Annotated in this window: 9 protein-coding genes; 3 read left to right on the forward strand and 6 right to left on the reverse strand. The window is 64.6% G+C overall.

Going from position 1 to position 12,492, the window contains the following annotated elements; all coding sequences use genetic code 11:
- Positions 1 to 83: 83 nt before the first annotated feature.
- Entirely contained in the window at positions 84 to 986 is a 903-nt protein-coding gene (cysM, locus tag ACODSZ_RS11520; protein WP_008325937.1) for a cysteine synthase CysM, read from the reverse strand.
- A 185-nt stretch (positions 987 to 1,171) separates the two neighbouring features.
- Positions 1,172 to 3,142, reverse strand: a complete 1,971-nt coding sequence (locus tag ACODSZ_RS11525; protein ID WP_488927620.1) for an acyltransferase family protein — start codon at positions 3,140 to 3,142, stop codon at positions 1,172 to 1,174.
- Positions 3,143 to 3,247: 105 nt separating this feature from the next.
- On the opposite strand from ACODSZ_RS11525, the gene ACODSZ_RS11530 reads away from it, so the two are divergent.
- Positions 3,248 to 4,900, forward strand: coding sequence for an isovaleryl-CoA dehydrogenase (locus tag ACODSZ_RS11530; protein WP_488927621.1), 1,653 nt, complete (start codon positions 3,248 to 3,250; stop codon positions 4,898 to 4,900).
- A 10-nt stretch (positions 4,901 to 4,910) separates the two neighbouring features.
- Here ACODSZ_RS11530 and ACODSZ_RS11535 read toward each other — a convergent pair whose 3' ends face one another.
- Complete coding sequence (locus tag ACODSZ_RS11535; protein ID WP_175342731.1) at positions 4,911 to 6,755, reverse strand: hypothetical protein; 1,845 nt, start codon at positions 6,753 to 6,755, stop codon at positions 4,911 to 4,913.
- A gap of 203 nt (positions 6,756 to 6,958) precedes the next feature.
- Here ACODSZ_RS11535 and ACODSZ_RS11540 point away from each other — a divergent pair, with 203 nt between their 5' ends.
- Complete coding sequence (locus tag ACODSZ_RS11540; RefSeq protein WP_488927622.1) at positions 6,959 to 7,330, forward strand: hypothetical protein; 372 nt, start codon at positions 6,959 to 6,961, stop codon at positions 7,328 to 7,330.
- Here the strand turns inward: ACODSZ_RS11540 and ACODSZ_RS11545 are convergent.
- Positions 7,324 to 8,154, reverse strand: coding sequence for an AraC family transcriptional regulator (locus ACODSZ_RS11545; protein WP_175342729.1), 831 nt, complete (start codon positions 8,152 to 8,154; stop codon positions 7,324 to 7,326). The genes ACODSZ_RS11540 and ACODSZ_RS11545 overlap by 7 nt on opposite strands.
- A gap of 88 nt (positions 8,155 to 8,242) precedes the next feature.
- On the opposite strand from ACODSZ_RS11545, the gene ACODSZ_RS11550 reads away from it, so the two are divergent.
- The gene (locus tag ACODSZ_RS11550; RefSeq protein WP_175342728.1) at positions 8,243 to 9,484 is read left to right on the forward strand and encodes an MFS transporter; all 1,242 of its coding nucleotides are present in this window, start codon (positions 8,243 to 8,245) and stop codon (positions 9,482 to 9,484) included.
- A 104-nt stretch (positions 9,485 to 9,588) separates the two neighbouring features.
- On the opposite strand, the gene ACODSZ_RS11555 is transcribed toward ACODSZ_RS11550, so the two are convergent.
- Positions 9,589 to 10,248, reverse strand: a complete 660-nt coding sequence (locus tag ACODSZ_RS11555) for a PEP-CTERM sorting domain-containing protein (protein ID WP_488927623.1) — start codon at positions 10,246 to 10,248, stop codon at positions 9,589 to 9,591.
- Between the two features lie 124 nt (positions 10,249 to 10,372).
- On the reverse strand, positions 10,373 to 12,193 hold the full coding sequence (locus ACODSZ_RS11560) for a methyl-accepting chemotaxis protein (RefSeq protein ID WP_175342726.1): 1,821 nt from the start codon (positions 12,191 to 12,193) through the stop codon (positions 10,373 to 10,375).
- Positions 12,194 to 12,492: the final 299 nt, after the last annotated feature.

Genomic DNA, 12,492 nt, shown 5'->3' on the forward strand with positions numbered 1-12,492 from the left:
CCCGGCTGGGCGACATCGCCACGCCGGACGATATGAAAAACGGAGCCATCGGCTCCGTTTTTCATTGCATCTCACTGCCTCGCTCAGGCCGGGAATACGCCGGTAGAGAGATAGCGATCACCGCGATCGCAGACGATGAAGACGATGGTCGCATTCTCCAGCTGATGCGACAGGCGCACGGCCACTTCGCAGGCGCCCGCAGCCGAAATGCCGCAGAACAGCCCTTCGGTCACGGCCAGCTTGCGCGCCATGTTCTCGGCATCGGCCTGGCTGACCGACTCCACCTGGTCCACGCGCGACCGGTCGAAGATCTTGGGCAGATAGGCTTCCGGCCATTTGCGGATACCGGGGATGGATGAGCCCTCTTCCGGCTGCGCCCCCACGATCTGCACTTGTGCATTCTGCTCCTTCAGATACTGCGACACGCCCATGATGGTGCCGGTGGTGCCCATGGCACTGACGAAGTGGGTAATGCTGCCCTTGGTATCGCGCCAGATTTCGGGACCGGTGGTCTCGTAGTGCGCCAGCGGATTGTCGGGGTTGGCGAACTGGTCGAGGATGAGGCCCTCGCCATTCTTCTGCATCTGCTCGGCCAGGTCGCGGGCGTATTCCATGCCGCCGCTCTTGGGGGTCAGCACGATCCTGGCACCGTAGGCGGCCATGCTCTGGCGCCGTTCTTCGGACAGGTTCTCCGGCATCAGCAACACCATCTTGTAGCCGCGCATGGCCGCCACCATCGCCAGGGCGATGCCGGTATTGCCGCTGGTGGCTTCGATGAGGGTATCGCCCGGCTTGATCTGGCCGCGCGCTTCGGCGCGGGTGATCATCGAATAGGCGGCACGATCCTTGACCGAGCCGGCCGGATTGTTGCCCTCGAGCTTGCCGAGGATGAGGTTGTTGCGGCGCCTGGCTTCTTCGCCGCCGATGCGTGGCAGCTGGATCAGCGGGGTATTGCCGATGGTGGATTCGATGGTCGGATAGGACATCTGCTTGGCTTCCTTGCGCAGCCGTGCGCGGGCACGGGGAGTTCTTTGGTCGAAACGGCCATTCTAATATGACTGCTGCGCATGTGTTGGCGGCGCGACCTAACAAGATCCTTATAAGGATATAGCCAAATCATTTAAAGCATGGCTTGTGACGGAGGGCGATGCCGCCCTCCAGAGCAGCTGTTTCAGCTTGCCGGCGTCGCCAGCAGCAGTTGCCGCAGTGCCTCAGCGGCATGATCGGCCAGGTACCGGGCGCCGTATTGGCTCAGATGACCGGCATCGAAATAAAGGATGCGCGGCCCATCGATGACCTTGCAACCATGCTGATCACACAGCGTGGGGAAAGGATCGAAGACGGGGACCTGGAGCCGTTGCAGCAGCGGCAGAAGGCGATCGCGATAATGTTCGTCCATCTGCTCGGCCCTGGCCAGCGGCAGGTTGCAGAAATCGGCCTCGGAGAGGTGAATGCCACGCAGCACACAGGATTTGGGATTGGCGCCATTGGGTGGAGACAGCAGTACCACCACCCGCTTGCCCAACTGGCGGTAGTACAGGATGGTACGTTCCAGGGCGACCGGAAAACCGCTCTGATCGGAGGCGAAGTGCCCCGGCCAGTTCAGCGCCAGGACCACGGTGTGGATGGACGGCGTCTCGCGTGCATACTGCGCCACGCGTTGGGCAATGTCCAGGCAATAGCCGCTGGTGTAATCGATCAGGGATGGACAGCCGCCACGGGCAAACTGGCGGAAGGCCCATTGCGGCTGGGGATTGGTTTCATACAGCCGTGCCAGCATGGGCGCATAGGCCCCGGAGTAACTATCTCCGATGAGCAGCAGTTGCGGTGGCTCGGCACTGACCGGCTCGGCGCACCAGTCGCGGGAATGCGCTTGCCCCATCAGGGAGGCGCAAGAAGGATGCGGCAATTCAAATTGGTTCAGCGAGGCCGTCTGCCTGACCTCATCGTTGAACAGCATCGCCAGACCGCCCAACTTGCGGAACGACATGCCGTCGCGCTTGACGACAAGCCCGCCCAGAGCCGCCATGAGCAGCATCAACAGCAACAGCATCACCACCGTCTTGCGACCGGATGCACGCAGGCGCACCGGGATTTCCACCAGTCGATAGGTGAGCCAGGCCAGCACCAGTGCCAGCAAGAGCGCGCCCAGACGCACCTGCACCGAAGGCGTCTGCCCCATCAGCAGACGTGCGAAGGCCAGCAGTGGCCAGTGCCACAGATAGAGCGGGTAACTGATCAAGCCCAGCCACACCATGGTCCGCTGCGACAGCAAGCGACGGTTGACGCCGGCCCCAGGTCCGGCGGCCAGCAACAGGAAGGCGCCTGCCACCGGCAGCACGGCCCACCAGCCCGGGAAGCGGTCCTGCTTGGTGATGACGACAAGGGCCACGACGATGAGCAACAAGCCGATGGCCGCGAGCCGGTTGGCCAGGGATTCCCCGAGCGCTGCACTCCTGCTGCGCCAGTAGGCCAGCAAGGCACCTGCGCCCAGTTCCCAGAAACGCGACATGGGCAGGTAGAAAGCGGCGACCGCATCCTGATGAACCGAGACGAGGTTCCACACGAAGGACAGCGCCATGACCGTCAGCAGGATCGCCAGCATGGCGCGCCGACGTTTCCAGGCGGCCCACAGCAGCAGAGGCCAGAACAGGTAGAACTGCTCTTCCACCCCGAGCGACCACAGGTGCAGCAGGGGCTTGGTCTCGGCTGAGGTATCGAAGTAACCGGCCTCGCTCCACAGCACGATGTTGGAGACGAAGCCGGCGCCGCCCAGGACATGCTTGCCCAGTTGTCGATACTCTTGTGGCAGCAGGATGAACCACCCCGCCAGCAGAGAGGCCAGCATCACCAGCAGCAGCGCCGGGAAGATGCGTCTGATGCGCCGGATGTAGAAGTCGATGATGCTGAAGTGACCACGCTGCAGTGCCTCGAACAGGATGCCGCTGATCAGAAAACCGGAAATGACGAAGAAGATGTCCACCCCGACGAATCCCCCCGGCAGACACTCAGGGAAGGCGTGAAACACCACCACGCAGAGCACGGCGATGGCCCGCAGGCCGTCAATGTCGCGACGGTAGGCACCATGACTGGAGGGATGAGGACGGACACCCGCAGGTGTCTGGTGATGGCTGGCAAGCATGAATGCTTCGGGGCAAAGCTGCGTATTATATGGGCATTGCACCGCGCGCAGAACACGCGGGCGGTCTGGCCAGACAACAAGGCTTGCGCTGTTCATGGAGACAACATGCACACCCACGACATCACCAACCAGGTCCCGGACCTGTGCGACTACAACCTCTACCGCAGCGATGCTGCCCTGGTCGAAGCCGTGCAGCGCGAAGGCGCACACTGGCACGACTGCACCCTGGCCAGCCAGGGCGAGGCGCTGGGCACGGCCGAGATGAGCGAGCTGGCCGACCTGGCCAATCGCCACGGCCCGGTGCTGCGCACCCATGACCGCACCGGCCATCGTATCGACGTGGTGGATTTCCACCCGGCCTGGCACACGCTGCTGGACCAACTGCGTCGCGCCGGACTGCATGCGCTGCCCTGGGTGCAGCCCGGAGACGGCGCCCACGTGGCACGCGCAGCGGGATACTTCCTGCATGCGCAGGTCGAGGCCGGCTCACTGTGCCCGACCACCATGACCTTTGCCGCCATCCCGGTGTTGCAGCAGGAGCCCGCCCTGTTCGCGCAATTGCGCAGCCGGCTCTTCTCGCGCGAGCACGACGGCCGCGACCTGCCCATGACGCAGAAGCGCTCCATCCTCATCGGCATGGGCATGACCGAGAAACAGGGCGGCTCCGACGTACGCAGCAATACCTCCATCGCCACCGCGGCCGATCCGCTGGATGGCGGACGCGGCAAGGCCTACCTGCTGTGCGGTCACAAGTGGTTTTTCTCGGCACCGATGTGCGATGCGCACCTGATGCTGGCCCGTACCGAGAATGGCCTCTCCTGCTTCTTCGTCCCGCGCTGGCTGCCCGAGGGCAGCCGCAATCCGATACTCATCCAGCGTCTCAAGGACAAGCTCGGCAACCGCTCCAACAGCAGCAGCGAAGTCGAATTCGAAGACGCCATGGGCATCATGGTCGGCGAGGACGGGCGCGGCATTGCGACCATCCTCGAGATGGCCAACCACACGCGCCTGGACTGCATCATCGGCAGTGCCGCGCTGATGCGCCAGGCGCTGGTACAGGCGCTGCACCATGCACGCCACCGCAACGCCTTCGGCCGTCGATTGGCCGAGCAATCCCTCATGCGCACCGTGCTGGCCGACCTGGCCCTGGAGAGCGAGGCCGCCACCCTGCTGATGCTGCGCGTGGCACATGCCTTCGATGCACCGGATGACCCGCTGCAGCGCGCATGGAAGCGCATCATCACGCCCGCCGCCAAGTTCTGGATCTGCAAGCGCGCGCTGGAATTCACCGGCGAATGTATGGAAGTCTGGGGCGGCAACGGCTACGTGGAAACCGGACCGATGGCCCGGCTCTATCGTGAAGCCCCCGTCAATTCGATCTGGGAAGGTTCGGGCAACGTGATGTGCCTGGATGTGCTGCGGGCCATGAGTCGCGAGACCGAAGGCCTGGCACGGTTGCTCATGGAACTGGACGATGCGGCCATGGCCCATCCCGCCCTGGCGCTGCGGGTGCATGCGCTCAAGCAGATGCTGGCGGCAGGCGAAGAAGAACAGCAAGCCGGTGCCAGGCGCCTGGTACAGCAACTGGTACTGGCCTTGCAGGGCATGCTGATGCTGCGTCACGCGCCGGCGGGATCGGCCGAGGCCTTCCTCGCCAGCCGTGCCGACAGCGATGGCGGACGGGTCTACGGCACCCTCAATGGCACCAGCGCAGCCGCGCAGCAGGCCATCCTGCAGCGCGCCTGGCCCGAAGCATGAGGGCGCGGTATCAGCCCGGCAGTGACGGCATCAGCGGACTGCGTTCGGCCCAGGCCACGAAGAGCTTGCCCCGACGCGCGCGCGGGCGACGCTTCTTCATGGCCGAATAAACCAGCTCGGCCAGGGTGCGCTGTTCGGCCGGACTCATGGTCAGCGACATGCGATACATGCGCAGCAGCATCAGGGCATTGTTCATGAAGGCGGTATCGGCAGCATCGCTGCGCGCCAGCGCAGCCATCTGCGCCGCCACGGCCAGGGTGCGAGCGCCCTCGGCGGCGGCTTGCGCGGGTTGACGCGATGCCAGGGGATCCTGTAGGGCGATGCGCTCGAGCACCATGCGGTAGGAAGCCTCCACCTCGCCGGCGCTCTCACCGATGGCGACACCGGCCAGACCGGCCAGCAGTTTTTCCAGTGCGCTCAAACTGACGGCATGACCGCTCCGCCCACCATCGCGCCAGCCGCCCCCGGCGGGATCCACCAGCCAGGCCAGGAAACCATGATCAAGCTGCGTCATCCGGGCCGCACGGCTGGCCAGCAGGCGCCGTGCGATCACGGCCTCTTCGCTGCTCATGCGAGCGGCATGAGAAGCGAGCTCGGCGACGGCGTCCATGCTGCCGACCTCGCTCGTGGCACTCCCCTGGCCGGTGGCAGAAAGGCCGGCATCGGCACGCCAGCGGCGATAGGCCGCCAGGTCGTGTGCCAGCGCGTCAATCTCTTCCAGTGCCATCGCGTGCGTCTGCGCATAGGCGTAGGCCTCGGCCAACAGGCGTCGATCTCCATAGGCAAGGAAGTCGCGCGCACTGGTCCCCGTTGCGGCACGGCGTACCGGAGCCGGTTCATCCTCCCGGCGCGCAATGCCGAAGACGCGTTGCAACAGCATCAGATAAGCGCTGTCCTGTGCAGCGTGGGCACTGTTGCTGACCTGCAGCAGATCGGCCAGGCGCGGAGCCGCAGCGATCAGTTCGGCCAGCGACGGTCCCAGGCGCGGCAGCAACAGGCCCCGGATCACACCACCGGCCAGCGCCAGCGGCCCCAGCGGCAGCACCAGAGTTTCCAGCATGCGTGCCAGTTCGGCCTGTTGCTGCGGCGGCAGTGCGGCCGGCGCAGACGGTGACGCCAACTGGTAGAGATCGAGATATTGCTGCAGCAGTTGCGCGTAGTTGTCCGGATAGGCAGTCTGCTCCAATGCAGACAAGCTCGCATGGAACACCAGCGCCGCCGTGATGACCGGCTTCCAGTCACCACTCTCCAGCGCCCGCTGGAATACCGGTGCCCAGAACTTCTGGTCCAGGACAGTGCGCTGGTTGGCGGCCGCGTAACGTTCATTGATGGTGTAGGCCCCGCTGTCGTCATAGACGATGGCCGAGAGTTCAGCGCGCGACTTGTCTGCAAACGGATTGTCGGCGCGTCCATACAAGGACTCGGTGGCCTGCTGCGCCTGGCGCAGACGTTGCGGATCGTCCGAGCGCGGCAGCTCGGCATCGGCTGCGGCAATCGCCTCGGCGCCACGGCGTGCCGCCACCAGGCGCGCTTCAATGGCAAAGAGCGTGTCGCGTGTGATGGGGCGCGCCGCGTCGATGACGGACTTGGTAACAGTCTGCAACGAACTGTCCTGGACCGCTTCGGTGGAATCCACCGCCGCCGTGGTCACGCTCTCGACCGCCGTGGCCAGGGCGGCCATGAGCTTGCCCTGGGCCGACAGCGAGAGCGTTACGCCTTCTTCCGGCAAGACGGTCGCCGCCGCAGCAGGCGTGGGCGCAGGCGCCAAGGCCGTGTCATTGCGTGGCTGGTTCTGCTGGTTCAGTTGCGCAAGCGCTTCACGCGCCATGATGACCAGATCGGTTTCCATTGCCATGTTCACTCTCCTGGTTCGGAGTTCTCATGACTTGGTTACGGTAAAAGATCGTCAATCTTTACACTTGCAAACCGGCATCATCCAGGCGGGACGCGACGTCTCGGGCGATGACGGCCCGTCGCGATGAGACCGGCGGCTCAGGATTTCTCCGATGCGCGTGGCCGCGTACAAACGCTACAGTGGTCTGCATCGAGGAGAATCCCATGAACAAGACCCATGCCCTCATCGCACTGCTGGCGCTGATGCTGACCTGGCAAGCTGCGCGCAGTGAACGTGCCGTGGCCGCCAATGCCGGTGCACTGGACATCTCGGTCGTGGTCGCCGAGAAATGCCGGATCGATTTTTCCGAAGGCAGCGCCGACTTCTTCCAGGTTTGTTCCATTGGTCAGAGCAGCACCACTGAGCGCACCCAGCAGGTCATGGGCGCCAACACCGCCCTGTCGCCGCAGGATGATCCCTACTTCCTGGAGCGAGACCCCGAGCGTCCCGGACAGGTCGCCCGCGTCGGCGATGACCCGTCCGCCGCCGACGCGGCCGGGCGGCGTGGTCCCAAGGTAGTCGTCATCCCTTACTGAGATCGCGCTGCCAGCGTGATGCGACGCTTGTCCTGGCGTGGCTGGAAATGCGTGGGCGTGCTGTGCAATGCCTTGCGGAACATGTTGGAAAATGCGCTCTGGCTGCGATACCCCAGCGCCTGTGCCACCACCCCCACGGCATCGCCGCGTGCCAGGCGCACCAGGGCCTGACTCAGATGCACTTGTTGTACCCAGTGGCGGAACTGCAAACCCGTTTCCTTAGGGAAGAGCCGGATCACGGTGCGCACGCTGGCGCCCCCCATCCCTGCCCAGTCCGCCAGGGAGAACTGCCGCCCCGGATCGGCCAGGATGGCTTCGCAGATGGCCTGCAGGCGGCGGTCGCGCGGCCACGGGATGGCCACCGGAATGGCGGGCGCGCGCGCCAGTTCCGACAGGATCAGTTCAGCCACATGGCCGGCGCGACTGTGGGGCGCATACTCGCGCGGTTCGGCCAGCAGCGCCAGGATCAACTCGCGCAGCAGGACCGACACTTCCAGCAGGCGACATTGCCCGCCCAGCGCGCGCCCCTGGGCCTGGTCGATGTAGAGCGTGCGCATGCTGACCCGGGTGAGCATCAGGATCTCGTGCTCCACCTGCGGCGGTACCCACAGCGCCCGTTGCGGTGGCACCAGCCACACGCCTTGCGGGGTACGCACCTGCATCACCCCCTCCACCGCATAGAGCAACTGGCCGCGCCGGTGCGAATGCGCCGTCAACAGATCCCGCGCCGACAGTTCGCGGGCAAACGCCACGACGCTGCTGGGCAGGTGCTGGAACGCATCCACTTCGGCACTGGGACACACGGAGGTCAGGTGGGCACGCATGGCATTTAATCGACAACAAGTGTCATCATCATCAATAGATGCCAATGATACGCTTCGAGTCTTCTTCCTGCATGCCATTCCCGACACCATGACCAGTGCCACCGACTCCAACGCCACCGCGCCCGCCAGCGCGACGGCCTCCGCCAATTCTCCTGCGGCCATTGCCGCCCAGCCGCTGGTGATGAGCATCATCCTGGCCTGCGGCGGCGCGCACCTGATCAATGACATGATCCAGGCGCTGCTGCCCTCGATCTATCCCATGCTCAAGACCGGCTACGGCCTCAGCTTCACTCAGGTCGGGCTGATCACGCTGACCTTCCAGGTCACGGCCTCTCTGCTGCAACCCTGGATCGGCATGTATACCGACCGCCATCCGCAGCCCTGGCTGCTGCCCAGCGGCGCCGTGGCGACCCTGAGCGGCATCGTGCTGCTGGCGCTGGCGGGCAGCTTCGGCGCCTTCCTGCTGGCCGCAGCGCTGATCGGCATCGGCTCTTCCACCTTCCATCCGGAAGCATCGCGCATCGCCCGCATGGCCTCGGGCGGTCGCTTCGGTCTGGCGCAATCGACCTTCCAGGTCGGTGGCAACGCCGGCTCGGCCTTCGGTCCGCTGCTGGCCGCAGCCATCGTGGTGCCGTATGGCCAGGGCAATGTGGCCTGGTTCGTCTTGCTGTCGGTGCTGGCCATCGTGGTGCTGTCGCGGGTATCGCGCTGGTATCGCGGCCATCTCGCGGCCAACAAGGGCAAGGCCAGGGCGCGCGTGGCGCAGACGCTGCCGGCCGCTACCGTGCGCCGGGCGCTGGTGGTGCTGGCGCTGCTGGTGTTCTCCAAATACTTCTACATGGCCAGCTTTACCAGTTACTTCACCTTCTATCTGATCGAACGCTTCCACATGTCGGTGGCCTCTTCCCAGTTGTACTTGTTCCTGTTCCTGGGGGCGGTGGCGGTGGGCACCTTCGTTGGTGGCCCGATTGGCGACCGCATCGGCCGCAAGCTGGTGATCTGGATCTCGATCCTGGGCGCCGCCCCCTTCGCTCTGATGCTGCCGCATGCCAACCTGTTCTGGACAGCCGTGCTGTCGGTGGTGATCGGCCTGGTCATCTCCTCGGCCTTTGCCGCCATCGTGGTCTATGCCCAGGAGCTGGTACCGGGCAAAGTGGGCATGATCGCCGGCGTATTCTTCGGCCTCATGTTCGGCTTCGGCGGTATCGGCGCCGCCCTGCTGGGCCACCTGGCCGATCTGTACGGTATCGCCTGGGTTTACGGCCTGTGTGCCTTCCTGCCGCTGGCGGGCGTGCTGACGGTATTCCTGCCGGATGTGCGTGAGCGCTGAGCTTCACTTATCACCTGATACACAAGAATAAAAAAACGCGCTGGCCTGCGAGCCAGCGCGTTTTTCTTCATATAGCGCACCTGGCGGCGCAGCCCGGCTTCGGCTCAGGCCGTTACCAGCGGCGCGGCTGCAGCCAGCTTGCTGCGACGGCGCCAGGCCATCCAGCCCACCATGCCCAGACCGGCCAGCAACATGGCGTAGGTCGATGGTTCCGGGACCGGCGCGACGCTGCGCAGCGAGGCGTTGGAAGTGAACAGGGTGACGTTGGAGAACGCCGGCACCTGGCCGCCGTTGTTGTTCCAGTTGATGGCAAAGGTGCCACTCTGGGTCTGCCCGGCCGTCAGCACCAGATTGTCGAAAAGGAAGGAGCCCGTGGCATTGCCGGCGTGAATGCCCAGCACCAGATCCATCTGCAGGCTGTTGCTGGAGGTAATGCTCCAGGTGCCGGACTTGCTGCCGTTGGCCAGACTGAAACTGAGCGTCAGGTTGGAACCCAGCACTGAATTGGTGGAGCCCGAGAGTGCGCCGGTGGAATCGATCTTGCCCAGCAGGTTCCAGCTACCGCCGCCGAAGGAGCTGCTGAACAGGGAGCTGTCACCGTTGGGGCCGGCCTGCGCATTGCCGCTCGCCCAGACGAAATTGTTGGCCTTCTGTCCGTCCAGGGTCACGTCATTGATGCCGGCACTGCCTGCGCCAGCACCACCGGGAGCAGCGACCGCGATTGAACTGGCTACCAGAAGGATGGCTGCAATCAGGGTTTTCATGGGTTCCTCTTTGTTGTCGAATTGATATCTCTTTGGATCTGATTTTAATCAAACGACAACAAAAAGTTGAGCAAATTTTACAACTTGTTGTTATTTAGATCACAAATTCTTGCTGTTGTGAAATTCATTGCCGCACAGTATCGCGCAAGCGGAACAAGGCCACGATTTCCGCCAGCCGCGCCGCCTGCTCCTGCAACTGCTGGGCTCCGGCGGCGGCCTCTTCCACCAGCGCGGCATTCTGCTGGGTGGCCTGGTCCATATGGGCCACGGCGTCATTGGTCTGCTGGATACCCTGGCTCTGCTCGCGGCTGGCCGAACTGATCTCGGCGACTACGTCGCTGACCTTGCGCACGCTCTCGACCACGCTGCGGATGGTGCTGCCGGCATCACTGACGGTCTGCTCACCGGCACGCACCTGTTCCACCGAATCGCCGATGAGGACCTTGATCTCCTTGGCAGCGGTGGCCGAGCGCTGGGCCAGCGAACGCACTTCCGAGGCCACCACCGCAAACCCGCGCCCCTGTTCGCCGGCGCGCGCCGCTTCCACGGCAGCATTCAAGGCCAGGATATTGGTCTGGAAGGCGATGCCGTCGATCACGCTGATGATGTCCACGATCTTCTGCGAGGACGCATTGATGGCATTCATGGTCTGCACCACCTGCTCCACCATGGCACCTCCGCGTCCGGCGATCTCGGAGGCCGACTGCGACAGCTGGTTGGCCTGCTGGGCGTTGTCGGCGTTGTGGCGCACGCTGGAGGTCAGCTGCTCCATGGCAGCCGCGGTCTGTTCCAGGGAACTGGCCTGGGACTCGGTGCGCTGCGACAGGTCCATGTTGCCGCTGGCGATATCGCGCGTGGCGGCATGGATGGTATGGCTGGCTTGGCGGATGTCGAGCATGACATGCTCCACCTTGTCGACGAAGCGATTGAAGGCCGCGCTGATGCGGCCCAGTTCGTCGGCGCTGCCGTGGGTGTCGAGACGACGGGTCAGGTCGCCATCGCCGTCGGCGATTTCTTCCAGTGCGCGCTGCACCACCGACAGCCGCCGCAACATGCGCGAAACCAGCGCACCCAGCACCAGGGCGGCCAGGATGGTCACCAGCACGGCCATGACGCCGGAACTGGCCAGCATGGCCGAGAGCGAGGCCAGCGCATCGGCGCGGTCCACGGCCACCACCAGCAACCAGTCGGTCCCGGCCACACGGGCGGCATAGAGCATCTGGCGGCGGCCATCCAGGCTCAGGTCCAGATGGCTGTTGGCGGCCATGGCCGCGGTCAGCGATTGCGGGGTGATGGCAGCATCCAGGTCCGACAAGGGTTTCAGACGCAGCTTGTCATTCGGGTGGGCGATGATCTTGCCGCCCAGATCGACCAGGAAGGCATAGCTGTTGGGCGTGGGCTTGATGGCCACCACGTCGGCCACGACACTGTCGAGCAGCACGTCGGCGGCGGCCACGGCGCTGACCTGACCGTCCTTGCTGACGGCTTCGGCGAAGGTCACCAGCAGCTTGCCGGTACTGGCGCTGGTGTAGGGGGCCGTCAGCACCGGCCCCTTGCTGGAGGCCGCCAGCTGGTACCAGGGCCGCTTGGTCGGATCGTAGTCCGGCGCGCGGCTGCGCTGCTGCGAGAACACCGTGCGCTTGTCGGCATAGCCCAGATAGGCCAGATCGAAGCCGCCGGCGGTCTCGGCCGCCTTCACGAAGGGCAGCGGCTCGGCGGCGTCGGCGGATTGCTTGATGGAGGACACCACCAGCTTCCTGGCATCGGCCCACTCGGCGATGGCCGATGCCTGGCTCTGCGCCAGCTGGGACATCTGGCCGTCCAGCGCGACCATGGTGCGCGAGCGTGCCGTGAGGAAGTTGGTCAGGACGATGGCCAGCATGGCCAGCACGACAATGCCAGCACAAAGGGCGATGAGTCGGGTACGCAGCGAGGAAGAAGTCATGATGTGAGGATCTGGAAAAACTGTGGATGATCGTGCAAACGCCCGCGCCGGCTGCGGCAAAGCGGCAGCCGGACCTGAAGGCAGGATGGAATGTCGTTATGACCCCGGTCTGACCGGAGTGCAGGGAATGGCCCCGTCCACCTCACGAGCCCGGCCCCTGCCGTGACTCGCCCCATTCTGATGCGACTGGACGCCATGTCCGGATCGTTCCCCCGTTGTAGTCCTGCGATCCGATTGCTTGCAAGCGTAACAGCGGGCGCACCGGGAATTTCACAAATTCATGCAGTTCTTGGCAAAGC

The sequence above is a fragment of the Herbaspirillum sp. FG34 genome (assembly GCF_057809315.1).